General features: G+C 64.5%; 21 protein-coding genes. 13 read left to right on the top strand and 8 right to left on the bottom strand.

The window, feature by feature from the left end; genetic code table 11:
- Window positions 1–76: 76 nt before the first annotated feature.
- Window positions 77–949: a VOC family protein gene (locus CH251_RS28300; RefSeq protein WP_094717027.1), complete on the bottom strand. Its 873-nt coding sequence runs from the start codon at window positions 947–949 to the stop codon at window positions 77–79.
- Between the two features lie 189 nt (window positions 950–1,138).
- Between CH251_RS28300 and CH251_RS21240 the strand changes: the two genes are divergently transcribed.
- On the top strand, window positions 1,139–1,849 hold the full coding sequence (locus CH251_RS21240; protein ID WP_143537855.1) for a hypothetical protein: 711 nt from the start codon (window positions 1,139–1,141) through the stop codon (window positions 1,847–1,849).
- A 148-nt stretch (window positions 1,850–1,997) separates the two neighbouring features.
- Here CH251_RS21240 and CH251_RS21235 read toward each other — a convergent pair whose 3' ends face one another.
- On the bottom strand, window positions 1,998–3,299 hold the full coding sequence (locus CH251_RS21235) for an MFS transporter (protein WP_094614904.1): 1,302 nt from the start codon (window positions 3,297–3,299) through the stop codon (window positions 1,998–2,000).
- 284 nt (window positions 3,300–3,583) lie between these two features.
- On the opposite strand from CH251_RS21235, the gene CH251_RS21230 reads away from it, so the two are divergent.
- Window positions 3,584–4,987 carry an FAD-binding oxidoreductase gene (locus CH251_RS21230; protein WP_094614903.1) on the top strand — a complete coding sequence of 468 codons (1,404 nt, stop codon included), beginning with the start codon at window positions 3,584–3,586 and terminating at the stop codon, window positions 4,985–4,987.
- On the opposite strand, the gene CH251_RS21225 is transcribed toward CH251_RS21230, so the two are convergent.
- The 5 genes from CH251_RS21225 to CH251_RS21205 all read right to left on the bottom strand — a co-directional run bounded on the left by CH251_RS21225 (window position 4,971) and on the right by CH251_RS21205 (window position 9,535).
- Window positions 4,971–6,083: a CdaR family transcriptional regulator gene (locus tag CH251_RS21225; protein WP_094614902.1), complete on the bottom strand. Its 1,113-nt coding sequence runs from the start codon at window positions 6,081–6,083 to the stop codon at window positions 4,971–4,973. The two genes, CH251_RS21230 and CH251_RS21225, sit on opposite strands and share 17 nt — an antisense overlap.
- A gap of 30 nt (window positions 6,084–6,113) precedes the next feature.
- Window positions 6,114–6,482, bottom strand: coding sequence for a hydroxyphenylacetyl-CoA thioesterase PaaI (gene paaI / locus CH251_RS21220; protein WP_094614901.1), 369 nt, complete (start codon window positions 6,480–6,482; stop codon window positions 6,114–6,116).
- Window positions 6,483–6,505: 23 nt separating this feature from the next.
- Window positions 6,506–6,823 (bottom strand): EthD family reductase, encoded by a 318-nt coding sequence (locus CH251_RS21215; protein ID WP_094614900.1) that lies wholly within the window; start codon window positions 6,821–6,823, stop codon window positions 6,506–6,508.
- A complete protein-coding gene (gene paaZ / locus CH251_RS21210) occupies window positions 6,820–8,847 on the bottom strand; it encodes a phenylacetic acid degradation bifunctional protein PaaZ (RefSeq protein WP_094614899.1) in 2,028 nt (675 codons plus the stop codon). Before paaZ ends, CH251_RS21215 begins: the two co-directional genes overlap by 4 nt.
- Window positions 8,848–8,923: 76 nt before the next feature.
- Window positions 8,924–9,535 (bottom strand): TetR/AcrR family transcriptional regulator, encoded by a 612-nt coding sequence (locus CH251_RS21205; protein ID WP_094614898.1) that lies wholly within the window; start codon window positions 9,533–9,535, stop codon window positions 8,924–8,926.
- Window positions 9,536–9,645: 110 nt separating this feature from the next.
- Here CH251_RS21205 and CH251_RS21200 point away from each other — a divergent pair, with 110 nt between their 5' ends.
- From CH251_RS21200 to CH251_RS21150, 11 genes are all read left to right on the top strand, one after another.
- Complete coding sequence (locus CH251_RS21200) at window positions 9,646–10,845, top strand: thiolase family protein (RefSeq protein WP_094614897.1); 1,200 nt, start codon at window positions 9,646–9,648, stop codon at window positions 10,843–10,845.
- Window positions 10,842–11,564 (top strand): enoyl-CoA hydratase/isomerase family protein, encoded by a 723-nt coding sequence (locus CH251_RS21195; RefSeq protein ID WP_094614896.1) that lies wholly within the window; start codon window positions 10,842–10,844, stop codon window positions 11,562–11,564. Before CH251_RS21200 ends, CH251_RS21195 begins: the two co-directional genes overlap by 4 nt.
- Window positions 11,561–12,412 (top strand): 3-hydroxyacyl-CoA dehydrogenase family protein, encoded by an 852-nt coding sequence (locus CH251_RS21190; protein ID WP_094614895.1) that lies wholly within the window; start codon window positions 11,561–11,563, stop codon window positions 12,410–12,412. Before CH251_RS21195 ends, CH251_RS21190 begins: the two co-directional genes overlap by 4 nt.
- Window positions 12,409–13,179: an enoyl-CoA hydratase/isomerase family protein gene (locus CH251_RS21185; RefSeq protein ID WP_094614951.1), complete on the top strand. Its 771-nt coding sequence runs from the start codon at window positions 12,409–12,411 to the stop codon at window positions 13,177–13,179. Before CH251_RS21190 ends, CH251_RS21185 begins: the two co-directional genes overlap by 4 nt.
- Before the next feature lie 120 nt (window positions 13,180–13,299).
- Window positions 13,300–14,247 (top strand): 1,2-phenylacetyl-CoA epoxidase subunit PaaA, encoded by a 948-nt coding sequence (gene paaA / locus CH251_RS21180; protein ID WP_094614894.1) that lies wholly within the window; start codon window positions 13,300–13,302, stop codon window positions 14,245–14,247.
- Complete coding sequence (paaB, locus tag CH251_RS21175) at window positions 14,244–14,606, top strand: 1,2-phenylacetyl-CoA epoxidase subunit PaaB (protein WP_094614893.1); 363 nt, start codon at window positions 14,244–14,246, stop codon at window positions 14,604–14,606. The genes paaA and paaB overlap by 4 nt, the downstream gene beginning before the upstream one ends.
- Window positions 14,607–14,634: 28 nt before the next feature.
- Complete coding sequence (paaC, locus tag CH251_RS21170) at window positions 14,635–15,552, top strand: 1,2-phenylacetyl-CoA epoxidase subunit PaaC (RefSeq protein WP_094614892.1); 918 nt, start codon at window positions 14,635–14,637, stop codon at window positions 15,550–15,552.
- Window positions 15,546–16,055, top strand: a complete 510-nt coding sequence (gene paaD, locus CH251_RS21165; RefSeq protein ID WP_094614891.1) for a 1,2-phenylacetyl-CoA epoxidase subunit PaaD — start codon at window positions 15,546–15,548, stop codon at window positions 16,053–16,055. The genes paaC and paaD overlap by 7 nt, the downstream gene beginning before the upstream one ends.
- A complete protein-coding gene (paaE, locus tag CH251_RS21160; RefSeq protein WP_094614890.1) occupies window positions 16,055–17,149 on the top strand; it encodes a 1,2-phenylacetyl-CoA epoxidase subunit PaaE in 1,095 nt (364 codons plus the stop codon). The genes paaD and paaE overlap by 1 nt, the downstream gene beginning before the upstream one ends.
- Before the next feature lie 18 nt (window positions 17,150–17,167).
- On the top strand, window positions 17,168–18,475 hold the full coding sequence (paaK, locus tag CH251_RS21155) for a phenylacetate--CoA ligase PaaK (protein WP_094614889.1): 1,308 nt from the start codon (window positions 17,168–17,170) through the stop codon (window positions 18,473–18,475).
- A gap of 1 nt (window position 18,476) precedes the next feature.
- Complete coding sequence (locus tag CH251_RS21150; RefSeq protein ID WP_094614888.1) at window positions 18,477–19,382, top strand: helix-turn-helix domain-containing protein; 906 nt, start codon at window positions 18,477–18,479, stop codon at window positions 19,380–19,382.
- Window positions 19,383–19,392: 10 nt separating this feature from the next.
- Here CH251_RS21150 and CH251_RS21145 read toward each other — a convergent pair whose 3' ends face one another.
- Window positions 19,393–20,646 (bottom strand): acyl-CoA dehydrogenase family protein, encoded by a 1,254-nt coding sequence (locus tag CH251_RS21145; protein WP_256979210.1) that lies wholly within the window; start codon window positions 20,644–20,646, stop codon window positions 19,393–19,395.
- Window positions 20,647–20,719: the final 73 nt, after the last annotated feature.

Here is a 20,719-nt window from a genome sequence, read left to right as displayed (position 1 = left end):
GCTCGTCCTGGTAGCTGTACGGTTTTCGAGGAGGCTGCCCTGGACGGGTTGAACGAGCCCATCGCGGCTTCGGAAGTTACGAGATGTGACTGGCCACGTTGATGACGCGACCCGCAGGGTCGCGTACGAAGAACCGGCGGATGCCCCACACTTCGTCACGCATCTCCCTCACGATCTCCAGCCCGTCCGCTCTGGCTCGAGCGTAGGCCGCGTCCACATCGCCGACCTCCATCGAAATGTCGACTGACGTGATTTCGGGATCCACGGCAGTCGGACTGTGCCATGCGACGATCAATTGTGTTGTCGGCGTGCTCATCGACGCGAACATGAGCATGCCGTCCTCCTCCATCGCGACGCGAAAACCGAGATACGTCTCATAGAACTCGCGCGCGGCGGCGGGGTCGTCTGTCACGATCACGGGCATTGCCCTGCGAATCTTCACGAGTACAAGCCCCGGTGCGGACGGTCGCCGCGTGGTGTCGTGCCGCCGGGCTGCCTCGCGGACCTCGGTGATGGCGGTGCGAATCATGACGCCGTATGCGTCGTCGGTCAGTGCGGCGGCGTGTTGTTCTGCAAGGTGAAGGTGCTCGGCCGCGATGTCGAATGCACCACTGCGCCGTAGGTTGTCGGCGATGTTCAGGTGCAGGCTCGGGTAGAAGCCCGCGACACTCAGCGACGAGTGGTGACGGCGGGCGCGTTCGTCGGAGAGTGCGTCGGCGGCGTCGAGGGCCCTGGTGTCCCACATCAGCGCTTCGGCCGAGTTCTCGTGGAGGTCGGCGAGGTAGTGAGCGAGGGTGCAGCGGTGAAACGGGTCGCCGGCGGCACCGATTTCTTTCCAGAGGGCCAGCAGCTCGCGGCGGGCCGCATCGGTGTCACCGCTGCGTCCGAGCGTGACCGCCTGGCTGATCGCTTCCATTGTCGGGTCGGATGCGGCGGGGGTGTCGGTCATCGGTGTAGCTCCTTACGGATCTGAGTCTCGTGCGGACGGCAATTCTTATTGTCCGGCTTCGACCTGGTCGAAGGTCAACTACGGGGAGGTGCTCGGCGGGTGAGACCATACGCGCGGGGCAACAGACCGAACTACTGTGTGAGGGGAATCTGCAGACCGGACAACTGCGTGAGAGGGCTGTGGAGACGAGTGAATACGGCACAAGCGGTGATCGTGTTCTACATCGCGATCTGGGTCGGAGTGTCGGCGGTCGCGGCGATGGTCGGCAAACGGGGGGCGCTGTCATGGGTGGCCGCGGTTGCATGGACCGTTCCCGCCGCCTGGCTGACGCTCACCGGTACATGGATACTTCCGGACCGAAGTCTGTACGAGCCTGCGGCCTCGGTCGCACCGTCTGAGCTGTGGCCGGTCTACCTCGCGTTGACCGTATGGGTGACGCCCTTTGCGGTGGTGGCTGTGTGGCTGCGAAGCGGGAGAGCGGTTCGTAACGCTTGCACGGTCTGTGGGATTGCTGCTGCGACGGGCGTAGCAGTCACCCTCTTCCAGATGGTCAACCCGGACGAACTGATCTTTCTGACTACTCGAAGCGACCGGCCGCACGTCTACATCATCGTGGGCCTTGTCCTCGCCGTCATCGGGCTCGTTCTCGTCTCGAGCCTCGTCCGGCAACCGGGAGCACATCACGTCAACCGTCTTGTCGCGGTCGCGGTCGTGTTCGGGGGTGCGGGCGTAGCCACCTCGATCGGCGGTCTACTCTGGCTCGGCTGGCTGTGCGTTGTCGCCGCGACAGTCGCTCTGGTCATCGCAGCGATCCGCGCCGATCGTCGGCGTCACATGCCTCGCCGTCACGAACAGAGCGCAAGCGAATTCAGACAGGGTGGCCGCACGCGGTCGGCGTGAAGTGCACTCGGCGCTGAGCGTGCCGACGATTATGCGGTCTCATCCACTACCCGGGTTCCGCGTCGACTCCAGCCGTTGCGGTCGGTCTTGTGCGCATACGACGAAAGCCCCGAAACCGTAGCAGTTTCGGGGCTTCGTCGTGGATGCGTCAGACGTTCAGATCCTCGTCTCGTCGGTTCTTGATTCGCGAGGTCGCAATGAAGGAGATGGCCGCCAGGATCATCAGGTAGATCGAGATCGACATCGAGGTACCCGTTCCCTTGAACAGTGCCTCGGAGATCGTGGGAACGAAAGCTCCACCGAGCACGGTGCCGATCGCGTAGCCGATGGATGCTCCACTGAATCGGACTGCTGCGGGGAACATCTCGGCGTACAGAGCCGGCTGCGGTCCGTACGAAAGCCCGAGGCCGACGGCGAAGAGACCGAGGGCCACGTAGATCCAGTGCAATTCGCCGGTGTCGACGAGCAAGAAGAACGGGATGGCGCACAACACCATTGCCGCGTTACCGAGGTTCATGATGGTGGTTCGGGCGTAGCGATCGGACAGATGCGCGCCGAGCAGAGTGAACACACCCCAGACGATGGCCGCGAACAAGCTGGCCACCAACACGTCCACGCGAGCGAGTCCGTGTTCACGCGTCGAGTACGCCACGATGAAACCGCCGACGATGATGTAGCCGTTTCCGTTGGTGCCGATGAACGACAGCGCAGCGAGCATGACCTGCTTCTTGTTGGTGCGCCACAGTGCACGAACCGGAGTGTGGTTGCGCTCCTTGCGTTCTGCGAGCTCCTTGAACACCGGAGTCTCCTCGACGCGGCGTCGGATGTAGAAGCCGACGAGGATGAGCACGAAGCTGATCAGGAACGGGATGCGCCAGCCCCAGGCCTCGAACTGCTCTTCACTGAGCAAGCCGGTGCACAACGCCAACGTTCCCACCGCGATGAGCATGCCGAGCGGAACGCCCATCTGGGTTGCGGCACCGTAGATTCCGCGCTTGCCCTTCGGGGCATGTTCGACGGCCATCAGCGCCGCGCCGCCCCACTCGCCGCCGGTGGAGAATCCCTGCAGGATGCGCAGCACGATCAGGATGATCGGGGCCCAGATGCCGATGGTCGCGTAGGTCGGCAGCAGTCCCATACCGACGGTCGCCGCACCCATCAGGGTGAGGGTCGCGATGAGGACCTTCTTGCGACCGATCTTGTCACCGAAGTACCCCGCAACGATGGCCCCGAGAGGCCGGAAGACGAAGCTGATGCCGATGGTGACGTAGGCGACGAGCTGCCCGGACGGGCCCATGGGCGCGAAGAACAGTTGGGCGAAGATCAGCGACGCCGCCTGCGCGTAGATGAAGAAGTCGTACCACTCGACCGTGGTTCCGACCATGCTGGCCATCGCGGCGCGGCGATGCTCGCGCGACACCCCGATGGGCGTCTCGACCTGTGTTGACATCGACTTGTCTCGTTTCGTTCGGGCTCCGGCGCTCGGACAGGAGAGCGACGGTTCGGAGTGTCATGGGGTAGGAACAGCGGCAGTGTCGGAAACCGACGAATCGAATGAAACTCACCGTCCATTCGGTCGGTAATTACCGTGACCGGCGCCACCGTAGTTTGTCAAGGTGGCAGCGGACATGACAAGCCGCTGGACGCACTTCGTCGGAATTCACCGATCGAAGCTTTCGGGTTCGTGCGAATCGACGCAGACGCGGGCAGTGATGGAAGGTCATACTCGAAGTCATGACTGCACCAACGTCGACGGTCGATTCCGCAGCCGTCGGAGAGCTGATACTCGCGCTCGGCTCCGACGCGGTGGTGACCGATCCCGACATCCTCGAGAGCTATCGACGTGACGCCGCGGCCCTCTGCGAATCCACGCTTCCGCTCGCCGCGGTACTGCCGACCACCGAGTCCGACGTCCAGGCGATCATGAAAATCGCATCGGCGCATGGCATTCCCGTCGTGCCGCAGGGTGCATTGACCGGCCTGGCCGGTGCTGCAAATTCCAGTGCCGGAGCCATCGCGCTCAACACCCGCCGCATGAGCAGGATCGTCGATCTCGACGTCGTCAACCGCGTCGCGGTCGTGCAACCCGGCGTGACGAACAAGGAACTGAAAGACGCTGCCCGGAAACAGGGTTTGACGTACCTCCCTGATCCATCCAGCTGGGAGGCGTCGACGATCGGGGGGAACATCGCCACCAACGCCGGCGGCTTGTGCTGCGTGAAATACGGCGTCACCGCACGATTCGTGCGTGGGCTGCGTGTCGTACTCGCCGACGGCCGGGCAACCTTCGTGGGTCGCCGCACCGTCAAGGGTGTTGCAGGCCTGTCTCTTGCGGACTTGTTCGTCGGATCGGAAGGAACTCTCGGCATCATCACCGAGGCCACCGTCGGCCTCGACTTCCCCAGCGCTACCCCTTTGGCCATGGCCGCAACCTTCCCGTCCACCGTCGCTGCAGGAGAGGCAGTATCGCGGATTCGTGCGGCGAGTATCACCCCGAGCCTCTTCGAGCTGTTGGACCGCACCACGATTGCCGCGATCGACGCCTACGCGCGGATGGATTTCGGAACCGACGCCGCGGCAGTGCTGATCGCCCAGTCCGACATCGGCGACGGTGCAGTGCAGGAACTCGAGGCCATCGCCGCGCTGTGTACCGAATCCGGTGCGATCGATGTGGCGGTAGCCGAGGACGAGGTCGAGTCGGAGCAACTCGTTCAGGCCCGTCGACTGGCCTACCCCGCGCTGGAGCGCCTGGGTTCACCGTTGGTCGACGATGTGTCCGTACCCATTTCGCAACTTGCCACGATGATCGACGAGGTGGGTCGGGTCGCAGACCGGCTGGGCATCGTCATCGGCGTCGTCGGCCACGCCGGTGACGGCAACATTCATCCGACGGTCATCGTCGACCCCATCGATCCAGCATCGTTGGCCAAGGCTCACCGAGCATTCGACGAGATCGCAGCCTTCGCGCTCTCACTCGGCGGAACCATCACCGGGGAACACGGAGTCGGGCTGCTCAAGCGGGAACTCCTCGAAACCGAACTCGATCCGGTCGCAGCCGAACTGCAGCGTGGCATCAAGGAACTACTCGACCCGCACTACCTGCTCAATCCGGGGAAGGTCCTCACCGTCCGGCCTTGAGCCGGAGCGTCATCCACACGAGCAATCGGGTATCGGGATCGTCGAGATCGAGATCGAAGAGTTCCCTCGTCCGCCGCAACCGATAGCGAAAGGTGTTGGCGTGCAGATACAGCGATGCCGACGCTGCGGCGACGTTGGATTCGTTCGCGAGTAGGGCAAGTACCGTCGCGCCGTAGTCGGTACCTTCGGCAGCGTCGTAGGAGAGCATTCGTTCGACAGCCGGAATCGCCAGCGGTACGTCCGAGAGCGCATCGGACGCCCTCTTCAGGGTGACCGGCACTCGGCTCTGCTCGAAAGTCGTGGTGTGCGAACCGTTCTCGATCGCATCGAGCGTCCAGTGTGCGTGACTCCGCGCCACCGCAGGCCGCGCATGCGGCCCCCCGATCGCGAATGTCACCGGCACACCGAATGCCACTTCCGCCCGCCGTCGGACTTCCTCGGCCTCCTCGGCGACACCGCGATCGTCGTCCCTCGCCACCACGAAGAACACGAGGCGGTCGTCGACGATGAACCCGGAATCGGCATCACCGCCAAATGTGAGCTCCAACAGACCCCCGAGCTGCACCAACAGGGACTCGGGCTGCGCCGAGTCCACCCTTGCTGCCACTACTGCGAAGCTGCTACCGGGTGAAGTGACGACGGCAGGGTCGGTCAACAACGCACGTGCTCTGGCGTTACCGGATCCGGCCGGACGACGTCGAGCAAGAAGCAGTGGCACCGCAGCAGCGGCCGCGCGAGTCAATGCGGTTACCGCCCCGCGATCGGGTGGGCCGGACGGAGCCGTGGACACGATGCACCAGATCGAGCCGAGGTACTCGCCGTCGGACGAGACCGCTACTGCCAGACGCGGTAGCGCACCGGCCACATCGACGACGTGAACGGTCGAGCTGCGCCGGAAGTCCGGATCGATGTGATGCACCATGTATCGAGCCGGGACCTGCTTGCCCAGGATGCCGTCGCGTCGCACGTCGTCGATCGGCTGCCCCGGCACCGACGAATAAGCCACCACATAGCCCTGCGGGTCCATCACCGACACAGCACCACCCACCGCAGTGGCGGTGGCGTCTGCCAGCGCCGACAGGTCTGCAGTGGTCACCGACTCACAGTACTTCCACGCGCTGGATCGCTAGCGCGCTATCGTGCGACTGTCACCTCGGAATTCGGCGATCAGCTCGTCTCGGCACGTCACCGACACGTCGTAGATGCCGTTGCGGCCGAACCTCGCACGCTCGACGGCGTCGGCGACGAGGACGTCGCCGGTCTTCGTCGGACGCAGGTAACGAATGTCGCAGCGGGCCGCGACGGCCGAGTCCTCGTGAGAGTTACAGGCCATCGCGAATGTGGTGTCCGCCAACAGGAACACGTAGCCGCCGTGGGTGATGGCGTATCCGTTGACCATGTCCTCGGTGACAACCATCGACATCCTGGCATGCCCGGGTGACAGCTCGATCAGTTCGATTCCGAGCTTGCGAGACGCGGCATCGACCTCGAACATCTCCCGCGCAATAGGCGAATCGGTCACGGCTGCAACACCGAATGCTCGTCCTGGGTGAACATCGTGACGCCACCGGTCGCGAAGTTGCGCAGATCCTTGCCTGCCGCTGTCATCTCGGGCGAAGCCAATCCTGCCTTCATCGACGCCTCGTCCGCGAAGTACAGACTTGCGATTGCGTAGTAAGGCGGCGGGGACTGGTCGAGCGAGTCGAGCGTGCCCCAGGTGAAGTCGACCAGGCCGGGAACTGCGCGAGCGAGGGGCACGTGCACCTCGGCGTAGTGCCGATCGAAGGCGGCTGGGTCCTCGGGCATTCCGTAACAGACGGCTACTCGCACGCTCATGACGCGGCCTCGGGCTTCGCGACGAGAGTGAGCACGTCGTACGTGGCGACCAGGTCACCGTCCTGGTTGACGACCACTGCGTCCCAACGCACCTCACCGTAATCGGCACTCTGACGCGGAGTGATCAATTTGGCGGTCAGTGTCACCGTCAATGAATCCTCGGCCTTCACCGGCGTCAGGAAGCGCAGGCTGTCGACGCCGAAGTTCGCCAGGACGGGGCCCGGTGCCGGGTCGACGAACAAACCGGCTGCCAGCGAGACCACCAGGTAGCCGTGCGCGACGATTCCACCGAACAACGGATTGGCCGCTGCAGCTTCGGGATCGGTGTGCGCATAGAAGGTGTCGCCGGTGAACTCGGCGAAGTGATCGATGTCGGCGCGGGTGACCTGTCGTGGACCACCGATGATCGTGTCGCCCAGTTTCAGCTCGCCCAGGTTCTTACGGAACGGGTGAACGTCTCCGGTCGTCTGCTGCGCGCCGGTGACCCACTTGTTGCCGACCGCCGTCAGGACGTCAGGGGTTCCCTGAATTGCGGTGCGCTGCATGTGGTGCAGTACGCCGCGGATACCACCGAGTTCTTCACCGCCGCCCGCTCGGCCCGGACCGCCGTGCACCAGAACCGGTAGTGGCGAGCCGTGGCCTGTCGATTCCTTCGCGTCCTCGGAGTTCAGGACCAGGATGCGGCCGTGGTACGGCGCACTGCCCAGCACGACCTCGCGGGCGATCGCAGAGTCCTTGGTCACCAGAGATGCGACCAGAGAACCCTTTCCGCGGGCCACCAGATCGAGCAGGTCTGCAGTGCTGTCGTATCCGATGACGGTCGAGACGGGACCGAAGGCCTCGATCTCGTGCGGTTCGGTGGCGGCTTTGTCGCCGGCCTTCAACAACACCGGTGCCATGAACGCACCCGCTCGCTGATCGACGGTCTCCGGGTCGCCGTAGACCACCGTGGCGGACTTGCTCAGTCCACGAATGGATTTGAGGACCTCGTCGCGTTGTTCGATGCTGGCCAACGCTCCCATGGTGACGCCGTCGTCCTGCGGGTCACCGACGACCACCTTGTCGAGCTTGGCCTTCAGCGCCTCGATGACGGGTTCGACCGAGTCCCGCGGAACCAGCACACGGCGAATGGCCGTGCACTTCTGCCCGGCCTTGGCTGTCATCTCGGTGAAGACACCTTTGACGAACAGATCGAATTCCGGATCGCTCTGTGTCACATCCGAACCCAGGATGGACGCGTTCAGCGAGTCGGCCTCGGCCGTGAAGTGCAGTCCCTCGCCGACGACGTTGGGGTGTGAGCGCAGGGTCGCAGCGGTATCGGCTGATCCGGTGAACGCCACCGAGTCCTGGCCGCCGAGGTGGTCGAGTACACCGCGTGCACTGCCGCAGAGCAGCTGGACCGAGCCCTCGGGCAGCAGGCCCGACTCTATGATTCGGCGGAACACCAGCTCGGTGAGGTATGCAGTTTGGCTGGCGGGCTTGACGATCGACGGCACACCGGCGATGAACGCTGGTGCCAGCTTTTCGAGGAAGCCCCAGACGGGGAAGTTGAAGGCGTTGATCTGCACGGCGACACCGCGCCGCGAGGTGTAGATGTGCTGACCGAGGAAGGTGCCCTTCTTGCCGAGCTGCTCGATGGCGCCGTCGAGATAGACCGTCTCGTTGGGGAGTTCGCGTCGGGCCTTGCTCGCGTAGCTCAGTACGGTGCCGAATCCGCCGTCGATGTCGACACCGGAATCTCGCACGGTGGCTCCGGTGTGCCGGGAGAGTTGGTAGAACTCCTCTTTGCCGGCCAGCAGTGTCAGCCCCAACTGCTTGAGCAGCGCCGCGCGTTCGTGGAACGTCAGGGCCGCGAGTGCGGGCCCTCCGACGGTGCGGGCGTAGTCGATCATGCCTGCGACATCGAGGCCGCTGGACGACACCCGGGCGATCTCGCTGCCGTCGACTGCGCTCAGCAGCGGCGTTCCCTCGTCGGTCGCGGAATACCACGTGCCCTGGGCATAGCTTTCCAGAAGTCTGCTCACAACGCCTCCATCTCACCGTACGTTCGGTCGGTAATTACCATCGCCGTCGAACGCCGAGAAGTCAAGACTTGCGTTGCTACGTGCGGCGCAGGCCGTCGAAGGTCAGCGCCACCACGGCGTCGGCCAATTCCTGGACGGATCCGCCGGTGCGCGGGCGGTACCACTCGATGAGCGAGTTGACCGTGCCGAACACCAGCTTCGACGCCAGCGCCGGGTCGACACCGGGACGCAGGTCGCCCTCCTCGGCGGCGGCGACCACGAGCCCGGTGACGAAGGAATCGAATTCGCGTCGACGGGCGAGGGCCCGGCGCTCGACGTCGGTGTTGCCGCGAACTCGCAGCAGCAGCGTCACGTAGGGCAGTTCCGCACACAGGATGTCCACGCTGCGTCGCACCAGGTATTCGAGGCGGTCGATGTATCGCCCGGTCGTCGCCCGATCTTCGGTCGTGACGGCGAACAGTGCATTGAGAGCCCGCGACAGCGCGAGTTCGAGCAACTCGGACTTGCCGGACACGTGGTGATAGATCGAGGACTTGGTGATGCCGAGCCGCTTCGCCAGAACCTCCATGCTGGTGCCGTCGTATCCACGGTCGTTGAAGACCTTGACCGCCACTGCCAAGAGCGAGTCCAGGTCGTATCCCGGCCGCCCTGGCTGTCCGGTCTTGCGCGGCGCGCGTGCGGTTGTCATTGCCACATCTTCTCAGTCGGCGCCCGATTCCACAGCACCGTGGGCAGCAAACCTTGCCAAACGACCGAATGTTCGGTTATTAATGACGCAACCGTACGAAGGAGATCCCAGTGGGCGAAGTATTTCTCGTGGCCGGCGCACGTACCCCTCACGGACGCTACGGTGGTGCCCTTGCCTCGGTACGTCCCGACGATCTGGCCGGGCTGGTCGTCGCCGAGGCGGTCCGGCGAGCCGGTGTGCCCGTCGACCGGATCGACGAGGTGATTCTGGGTGCCGCGAACCAGGCAGGCGAGGACAATCGAGACGTAGCGAGAATGGCGGTTCTGCTTGCAGGACTCCCCCACACGGTGCCGGGATATACCGTCAACCGCCTGTGCGCGAGCGGACTGACGGCAGTGGCCAACGCCGCGAGCACCATTCGTAGCGGCGAGGCCGACATCATCGTCGCCGGTGGCGTCGAGTCGATGACCCGCGCGCCCTGGGTCATGGCCAAGCCGGGAACCGCGTGGGCCAAGCCCGGAGAAATCTTCGACACCTCCCTCGGCTGGCGTTTCACCAATCCGACCTTCGCCTCGCACGACACGGGGACCGATCCCAAGATCACTCTGTCGATGGGCGAAACCGCCGAGGAGGTCGCGCTCAGCGAGGGCATCACCCGCGAGGATTCCGATGCCTTCGCGTTCCGCAGTCAGCAGCGTGCCATCGCCGCCCAGGATTCCGGACGCTTCGCCGACGAGATCGTGCCCGTCTCGACCAAGAACGGCGAGGTGACCGAGGACGAGACACCGCGACGCGGAACCACACTCGAGAAGCTCGGCACGCTGAAGACCGTGTTCCGCAAGAACGGCATCGTCACCGCCGGAACGTCGTCGCCATTCACCGACGGTGCGTCGGCGCTGGTCGTGGCATCCGAGGAGGCCGTGACCAAATACGGCCTCGAGGTACGAGGCCGCATCGTCACGAGCGCGAGCGCAGGCATCGCGCCGCACATCATGGGACTCGGGCCGGTGCCCTCCACGCAGAAGGCACTCGCTCGCGCAGGATGGTCGGCTGATGACCTCGGAGCCGTCGAGCTCAACGAGGCCTTCGCCGCGCAGTCACTCGGCGTCATCCGTCAGTTGAAACTGAACGAGGACATCGTCAATGCCGACGGTGGGGCGATCGCCCTCGGCCACCCCCTTGGCTCGTCGGGTGCGCGAATCCTGTTGACACTGTTGGGCCGCATGGAACGTGAGAAGGCGTCACGCGGGCTCGCGACTCTCTGCGTCGGCGTCGGCCAAGGCGTGTCGATGTTGATCGAGGCACCGTGAACACGCTCGTCGTCGAGGAGCTGACGGACCGCGTTGTCGTCACTCTGAATCGCGAGAAGCAGCGCAACGCAATCGATTCCGAGATGATCGGCGAGCTGCACGAGGTGTGCGCGCTCGTGGAACAGGATCCGAGAATCGTCATCCTGACCGGCGCGGGCGAGCACTTCGCCGGCGGTGCCGACATCAATCAGCTGCGGGCCCGCACCCGCGACGACGCACTTCGCGGCATCAACCGAAACCTGTTCGATCGCATCGCCGCACTCCCGTTGCCGACGATCGCTGCCGTCCGCGGCTACGCCCTCGGCGGTGGAGCTGAACTGTCCTACGCCTGCGACATCCGGATCGCGTCGCCGACGGCCGTGTTCGGTAATCCGGAACCGGGCCTGGGCATCATGGCTGCCGCCGGGGCCAGCTACCGGTTACCGACCTTGGTGGGCGTGTCCGTCGCGAAGCAGGTACTCCTCGGCGGCCGGACGCTCGACGCAGAGGTGGCACTCCGGTCCGGCCTGGTGCAGGACGTCGTTGACGAGCCGTTGGCCGCAGCGCATTCCCTCGCGGATCGCATTGCCAAGCAAGCACCCCTGGCACTGAAGCTGACCAAGAAGATTCTCGATGCACCCGGTTCACACCCGTGGGCCGACGACATCGCGCAGGCTGTTCTGTTCGAGACCGAAGACAAACAACGCCGAATGACGGCATTTCTGGAGAAGAAGAAATGACAGTTCCCTCTAACGTGGCCGTCGTGGGTGGCGGCCGCATGGGCGCGGGGATCGCCCAGGTCTTCGCAGCCCTCGGTTCCGCCGTCGTCATAGCCGAAGCAGGCGACCAGACTGCAGCCCTCGGCCGAGTCGAGACAGGCTTGGCCCGAGCGCACGAGCGCGGCAAACTCAGCGAGGATCCCGCTGCAATCCTCGCCCGGGTCTCCACCGTCGCGGGGCCTACGGATCTGCCGGTTGAGCTCGATCTGATCGTCGAAGCGGTGCCCGAGATCCCGTCGCTCAAGGTCGAGGTCCTTGCCCTCATCGACAAGATCGCCGGGCCCCAGACCGTCATCGCGTCGAACACGAGCTCCATCTCCATCGCCGAACTCGGCGCGGCACTGAGTGATCCGAGCCGCTTCATCGGGATGCACTTCTTCAACCCTGTACCGGCGTCGACACTCGTCGAGATCGTGCGCGCGCCGGCCACCTCCGCGGACGTGGTGGAACGAGCACAGCAGTGGGTCTCGCTGCTCGGCAAGACCGAGGTGCTCGTCAACGACTCCCCCGGCTTCGCGACCTCCCGGCTCGGCGTCTGCCTGGGGCTCGAAGCCATACGGATGTTGGAGGAAGGCGTCGCCGACGCCGAATCCATCGATCGAGCAATGGAACTCGGCTACAAGCACCCCATGGGTCCGCTGCGGTCGACCGACCTCGTCGGGTTGGACGTTCGGCTCGCGATCGCAGAACACCTCGCGTCGACACTCGGCGACAGGTTCACTCCCCCGCAGTTGTTGCGAGACATGGTTGCTCGCGGCGACATCGGACGCAAGTCCGGTCGCGGCTTTCACGATTGGACGAACGCATGACGGTACGGTTCGACATCACCGACGGCCTGGCGACCATCACCCTCGCTCGTCCCGAAGCGCACAACGCGCTCGACGTGACGACGAAGGTCGCGCTGGCGGAGGCGGTGGCGAACGCTGCCGCACCCAGCGTCCGCGCGGTGCTCATCACCGCCGAGGGCAAGAACTTCTGCGTCGGCCAGGACCTCGGTGAACATGTCACCGCGCTCGAAGCCGACCCGGCCACCGCGATGGACACCGTCGGCGAGCACTACAACCCAGTGATCAGGGGACTGGCTGCGCTCGAGGTGCCGATTGTCGTGGCCATTCCTGGCGCATGCGTCGGAGCTGGATTGGGGATCGCCCTCGCCGGCGATATCCGGGTCGCGGGCACCAAGTCGACGTTCGCGACGGCGTTCACAGGCATCGGACTGGCCAGCGACTCGGGGTTGAGTTTCGCTCTGGTCGAGGCACTGGGATCGAGCCGGGCAGCGGGTCTGATGCTGCTCGGCGACAGGGTCGCCGCCGCGCAGGCCCTCGACTGGGGCCTGGTGCACCGCGTCGTCGACGACGCCGACGTTCTCGAGACCGCCCGCACGCTGGCGGCGTCCCTCGCTGCCGGTCCCACGCAGGCGTACCGGCAGGTGAAATCGCTGATCAGGAAGCCCGGACTCTCGGACGCCCTGGACCGCGAGGCGCAGGCACAGACCGAGCTGGGCCAGACGCAGGACCACAAGGCCGCCGTCGATGCCTTCCTGAGCAAGACGAGAGCCTCCTTCGTCGGCATGTGAGCGGAAGTTCGACCCCTGCTACGAAGTTACGTGCACGTGCGGCGAAGCCGCTCTTGTGCCTGGGGTCACTTCGATGCATACTGGTTACCAACCGATCATTCGGTAATGAAAGTAGGACTTATGACCACGTCAAACACCCTGTCCGCCGAGTCGTTGCAGGACGGGTTCGACGAGACCATTGCCCACGAGCAGCGCGTCGAGCCTCGTGACTGGATGCCCGACGGCTATCGCAAGTCGCTCATTCGCCAGATCGCTCAGCATGCGCACTCCGAGATCATCGGAATGCAGCCGGAGGGAAACTGGCTCACCCGCGCGCCGTCGCTGCGCCGCAAGGCAATTCTGATGGCCAAGGTGCAGGACGAGGCCGGTCACGGTCTCTACCTCTACTCCGCCGCGGAGACGCTCGGTGCAGACCGCGCCGACCTGACGGTCAAGCTCATCGAGGGCAAGCAGAAGTACTCCTCGATCTTCAACTACCCCACCCTGACGTACGCCGACGTGGGCACCATCGGCTGGCTCGTCGACGGCGCAGCGATCTGCAATCAGGTTCCGCTGTGCCGCAGCAGCTTCGGACCGTACGCGCGTGCGATGATCCGCGTCTGCAAGGAAGAGTCCTTCCACCAGCGCCAGGGTTACGAACTGCTCGCGACGATGATGCGCGGAACCGACGAACAGCGCGCCATGGTTCAGGAATCGGTGAACCGTTGGTGGTGGCCGGCACTGATGATGTTCGGCCCGCCGGACGACGAGTCCCCCAACACCGAGCAGTCCATGAAGTGGGGCATCAAGCGCCACACCAACGACGAACTGCGCCAACGCTTCGTCGACATGTCGATCCCGCAGGCGAAGGCACTCGGAGTCACCTTCCCGGACCCGGACCTGAAGTGGAACGAAGAACGTAAGTCGCACGATTTCGGAGAGCCCGACTGGTCCGAGTTCATGCAGGTGATCAAGGGCAACGGTGCCTCCAACGTCGAGCGCATCGCGAACCGTCGCGCAGCGCACGACGGCGGTGCCTGGGTCCGGGAGGCCGCCACCGCATTTGCCGAAAGGAACGCAGCATCATGAGCGAGTTCACCGCAGAGGGCGGCCACGGAGCAGTTCCCACCGAGAACGTGCCGGTCGAGCCGAAAAGAGAAGCAGTCAAGGCAGATTGGCCGCTGTACGAGGTGTTCTTGCGCGGCAAGCGCGGCCTGAACCACGTGCACGTCGGATCGCTGCACGCCGCCGACGACCACATGGCGCTGCGGCACGCGCGCGACGTCTACACCCGCCGCAACGAGGGCGTCAGTATCTGGGTGGTTCCGTCCAACTCGGTGGTCGCGTCGTCGCCGTCGGAGAAGGATCCGTTCTTCGCCCCCAGCGGCGACAAGGTCTACCGCCACCCGACGTTCTACGAGATCCCCGACAACGTCCCCCACATGTGAGACCGAATCTTCAAGAGGACAAGCACTCATGACTGATCACGACAACGCCTACGAGGGCCTCGTCGACGAGGATTCACACGGGCAATGGGCATTCGGAACGAGTTTCGACGACCCGCTCGCCGGTGTCGACACCACCGTCCCCGAGGACGTCGACCTGACGGCCCTTGCCGCGTACTGCCTCATGCTCGGCGACGATGCGCTGATCAGCTCGCAGCGCCTGGCCGAGTGGAGCACTCGCGCACCGGAACTCGAAGAGGAAGTCGCGCTGGCCAACGTCGGCCTCGATCTCTTGGGCCAGGCCCGACTGCTGCTGGCCCGCGCAGCGAAAGCCGATCCGACGGTGGTTCCGTTCATCTCGGACACCTCGCCTGCACCGTCGGAGGATGCGTTGGCGTTCTTCCGCGAGGAGGCGGACTTCCGCAACGTACGGCTCACCGAGCTCGACAACGGCGACTTCGCGAAGTCGCAGGTTCGTCTTCTGGTGTTCTCGACGTGGCGCCTTGCCGTGTTCGCTCGTCTGACCGAGTCCCGCGATCCCGTTCTTGCCGCTGTGGCGAACAAGGGCGTGAAAGAGCTGACCTACCACCGCGATTACGCGGCTCGTTGGGTCGTCACGCTGGGTTGCGGAACCGACGAATCGAAGCGACGCGTGGGCGAGGCCGTGACGCGCATCTGGCCGTACGTCTCCGAACTGTTCGTCCCGACGGACGAGGAGATCGCACTCGCGAAGGTCGGAGTCGCTGTCGATCCACGCGATGTCCGCGCAGAATTCGATTCCGTTCTGACGCAGGTGCTGCATGCAGCAGAATTGGCTGCACCCGAGGGCAAATCGGTCGGCACCATCGGCGGCCGCGGTGGTCGGCGCGGAATCCACACCGAAGCGTTCGGGCCACTGATCGCCGAGATGCAGGTCGTGGCGAGGGCACATCCGGAGGGAGTGTGGTGACCACTCTCGAGAAGACTGCACGCGAGATCGCGGCCACCGTCCTGGATCCCGAGATGCCGCTGCTCACCCTCGACGACCTCGGCGTCCTCCGTGACGTCGAAGTCCGTGAGGACGGCAGCGTGCTCGTCACCATCACCCCGACGTACTCGGGTTGCCCGGCGATGGCGACGATGCGCGACGACATCGAGCACAAGCTTCGCGACCACGGCTACACCCACGTCGACATCGTGACCAGCTTGACCCCGGCCTGGAGCACCGACTGGATCTCCGAGGACGGTCTTCGTAAACTGCGCGAAACCGGTTACTCCACACCGGGTCCGGCCCCCGCACGTACATCCGGCCCGGTTCCGCTGACCCTCACGGTCAAGCCCCGGCAGCTCACCTGCCCCCAGTGCAGTTCCACCAACACCCGGCTCACGTCCGAGTTCGGCGCCACCCTCTGCAAAGCCCAGTACCGGTGCGACGACTGCCTCGAACCCTTCGACCACGTCAAGGAAATCTGATGACCGTCACCGCCGAACCAGTACAGAAGAATCTGCGGAACAAGCCTTTTCACACGTTGACCGTCGCCGACGTCGAGCCGTTGTGCGACGACGCAGTGGCCGTCACCTTCGACGTTCCCGAGGGTCTGCGTGCGGAGTTCGATTTCAAGCCGGGCCAGTCGCTGATGCTCAGCCGCACGGTCGACGGTGTGGAGCATCGTCGTTCGTATTCGATCTGCGCACCTGTAGGTGCGCGCCCCCGCGTCGGCGTGCGCGAGGTGAGCGACGGTTTGTTCTCGTCGTGGCTCGTCCGCGATGTCAAGGCCGGCGACCGCATCGACGTTCAGGGTCCGACCGGTACCTTCCACGCCGATCCCGCGGTCGCCGGCAGGCACGTCCTCATCGCGGCCGGCTCCGGCATCACCCCGATGCTGTCGATCGCTGCTTCGGTCCTCGCCAACCCGGATGCCGAAGTCGTTCTGCTGTACGGCAATCGCCGGACGCGGACCGTGATGTTCGCCGAGGAGATCGCCGATCTCAAGGACCAGTACGGCAGTCGATTCGACGTCATCCATGTGCTGTCCAGGGAGCCTCGCGAGGTCGAACTGTTCAGCGGAAGACTCGACGCCGAGCGGTTGCGCGAAATACTCGACACCGTCGTCGCGACACCGGACATCGACCACTTCTGGCTGTGCGGCCCGTTCGGGATGGTCACCGATGCCCAGCAGGTCCTCGCAGACCTGGGCGTGGCCAAGAGCAGCGTCCACGCCGAACTGTTCTACGTCGACGACGTACCCCCGCCTCAGGAGACGCACCGCGAGCCCGGTATCACCGGCCCCAGCAGTGAGGTCACGATCATCCTCGACGGCCGCGAGGTCAAAGGCGCACTGCCTCAGGACGAGTCGATACTCGATTCGGCCGAGCAGCTGCGCTCGGATCTGCCGTTCGCGTGCAAGGGCGGCGTGTGCGGCACGTGCCGCGCGAAGGTGACTTTCGGCGAGGTCGACATGCGTCGCAACTACGCGCTCGAGGACAACGAAGTCGACGCCGGCTTCGTCCTCACCTGCCAGACCTTCCCCGTCAGCGACACCGTCACCGTCGACTTCGACGCCTGAGACCACGAGAGAGCAATCATGACCAGCGTCTTGTCCACACCGACCGACAGCCCCGACATCGAGCACGCCAGCCGCGACCGGATCGCGACCCTGCAGCTCGAGCGCCTACGGTGGTCGCTGCAGCATGCCTACGACAACGTGGCTCACTACACCAAGGCGTTCGACGACGCCGGTGTGCATCCCAGCGACCTGAAGGACCTGAGCGATCTGGCGAAGTTCCCCTTCACGTCCAAGCAGGACCTGCGGGCGAACTACCCGTTCGGCATGTTCGCCGTGCCGCAGAACCAGGTCTCGCGCATTCACGCGTCCTCGGGCACCACCGGTCGCCCCACCGTCGTCGGCTACACCGCCAAGGACATCGACAACTGGGCCGATCTCATCGCACGCAGCCTCCGCGCGGGTGGCGTCAAGCCCTCCGACAAGGTGCACGTGGCGTACGGATACGGACTGTTCACCGGTGGACTCGGTGCCCACTACGGCGCAGAACGGCTGGGCTGCACTGTCATTCCGATGTCCGGTGGCATGACCGATCGACAGATCCAACTGATCCAGGACTTCGAGCCCGACGCCATCCTGGTCACCCCGTCCTACATGCTGACGATCGTCGACGCCATGGTGAAGAAGGGGATCGATCCCGCGACGACGTCTCTGAAGACCGGGGTATTCGGTGCCGAGCCGTGGACCGAGGAGATGCGCACCGAAATCGAGAACACTCTGGCGATGGATGCCGTCGACATCTACGGCCTGTCCGAGGTGATGGGACCGGGTGTGGCGATGGAATGCGTCGAAACCAAGGACGGACTGCACATCTGGGAGGATCATTTCTACCCGGAGATCATCGATCCGGTGACCGGCGAAGTCCTGCCCGACGGCGAGGAGGGTGAATTGGTGTTCACTTCCCTGACCAAGGAAGCGATGCCGATCGTGCGGTATCGCACCCGGGATCTGACGCGTCTGCTGCCGGGCACGGCCCGCACGATGCGTCGGATGCAGAAGGTCACCGGCCGTACCGACGACATGATCATCCTGCGCGGCGTCAACCTGTTCCCGACGCAGATCGAGGAGCTCATCCTGGGTGTTCCCGCGCTCGCACCGCAGTTCCAGTGCGTACTCGAACGGGCAGGCCGAATGGATTCCCTGACGGTGCGGGTGGAGGCCAGGCCGGATGTGCCGTCCGATCAGTACGCCGTCCTGGGCGTGACGCTGCAGAAGCTGGTCAAGAACCGGATCGGTGTGACGGTGAACGTCGACGTACTGCCGCAGGCTGCGTTGGAGCGTTCGATCGGCAAGGCCCGCAGACTGATCGACAACCGCCAGGCCGTATGACATGAGCCCGGTGGCACAGGATTTCGAGCAATGGCGCGAGAACGTCTCGACGGCGTTCGTGCCGCTCGACGCTGTGTCCACCGGGCCGTCTCCGTTCCAGGGCACCCTGGTGTCGTCGACGTTGGGTTCGCTGCAACTGAGCGAGGTCGCGGGACGTGAGGTGGACGTGCGCCGCACACGCGCCACCATCAAGCGTGCCGATCCCGGGTTGATCAAGGTCGGCCTGCAATTGACCGGCCGCGGCACGCTGGTCCAGAACGACCGCGAGGCCGTGCTCGAGCCCGGCGACTTCGCGGTGTACGACACCAGTGCCCCCTACGATCTGCATTTCGTCGGGGACTTCGAGATGTTCGTGGTGATGTTTCCGCGCGACGCGCTGCGCATCGATTCCCGTGAGTTGACGACCGTGGCCGCGCGTCGCATCGAGGGCGATCACGGCGTCGGCGCGTTGGTGTCGCCGTTTCTGTTCAACCTGCGCCGCAACGCCGCCGACGGGACTCTGCCGACGACGCCGATGCTGGAGAACGCCGTCCTCGATTTGCTCTGCGCCGCTCTCGACGACGCGGCTCCCCACGATGCGCCGGGTTCGACACTGCTGATCGAGGCCAAGAGTCTCGTCGAGTCGCAGCTGTGCGATCCCACACTGTCCACGGCTTCTATCGCTGCGCGCCTTCATATTTCGACGCGCTACCTGCAGAAACTCTTCGAGTCCGACGGTCGCACGGTGGCGGGCTGGATCAGATCCAGGCGACTGGATCGATGTCACCGCGATCTACGTGACCCTCGTTTCGCCATGGACAGCATCGGAACCATCTGTGCACGTAACGGTTTGATCGATTCCTCGAATTTCTCGAAACTCTTCAAGGAAACCTATGGAGTGTCTCCACGGGAATACCGTGCCGGGTGAGCCGAGGACCTTACGCCATTCCGGACGCAGCGAGTGGATCCCATCCCGCAGTCCGCATGAGGTCGTGCATCTGCCGACGACGTACGCCGGTGTTGCTTCCTTCGATGATCGGGTACGCGGTGGCGTCGGCGAGATATCGCAGTATCGGAAAGCTGGGATTGTATGCTTCGACGCCGACGATCTTGACCAGGTCGTTGATCACCGCGACCGCTGTTTCGGAACCGAAAATCTTTGCGTGCAGAGCCATTTCGAGTGCGCTCGGATGTTGTGACATCACGGCGTCGAGCGCCCGCCACGACAGCAGTCGGACCGCTTCGATCTGTCCTTTCGCGTCGGTGAGTACGTCGGCAACCGCTTGATGATCGATGATCGGCACCGCCCCGCCTCGTGTCTCGGTCGTGGCGAACTCGAAAGCCGCAGCGTAGGCCTGGCGCATGGCGGCGACGGAGAACGTTCCAATCGATGCACCACTGGCCAAGAACGCATTTCGCGTCAATTGTACTCCCTGTCCTTCCTCCCCGATCAGGTTGGACTTCGGGATACGGACGTTGTCGAATCGGACGCGTGACGTCAGGCAGCCCTTGAGTCCGGGCAGGTCGTACACCTCTTCCACCGAGAACCCGGTCGAGAGCTGTTCGCGCTCGACGACGATGATCGAGACACCACCTGGAGTCCGACACACGACCGACATGATGTCGGGTCCGAGTCCGTCCCACCCTCCCAGGTGTGACGCCCAGATCTTTTCGCCGTTGAGAACCCAGTGATCGCCGTCGAGAGTCGCGGTCGTCCGGGTCCCCTCGGCGGGCGGCGGCGCGTCGAAGTTCGCACTGCCGCCGGGTTCGCTGTACGCCATGGCTGCGACCGGGCTGCCGGCGTCGACCAAGAACGGCGCAACGAAACGGGCAATCTGCTCCGGGGTTCCCGCCTCGTACACCGGAGCAAGCGCAATCAGCGGCCCCGCCAGGCTGATCGTGAAATCAGGACTGGCAGAGGCGAATTCCTCGACGAACAGGGCAGCGTCCACACCGCTCGAGGCGAGTCCGCCGAACGGTACCGGAATCAGGCCTTTCAGGAACCCCGCCTTTACTGCCTTCTCGAAGACCGGCCGGGCCAAGAGTGCACGTTCCAGCGGATCCGGCGTGGACTGCACTCGTGCGGACAGGTCACGGAGATAGGTGTCGGCGAACTGACGCGCGCCCTTCTTCAGGGCTTCCTGCTGGTCGGTGAGATCGAAACTGATGGGCATCGTGGTGTCCTCTTCCATGTGGCGGGCGGACTCCTAGTTCACCGCCGGAGCACATCCACGGTCTTGTCGCCCAGCGCAAGATTGTGTGCCG

The organism is Rhodococcus sp. 06-462-5 (assembly GCF_002258315.1).
Taxonomy (GTDB): domain Bacteria; phylum Actinomycetota; class Actinomycetes; order Mycobacteriales; family Mycobacteriaceae; genus Rhodococcoides.
This window is presented reverse-complemented; position numbering and strand designations above follow the sequence as displayed.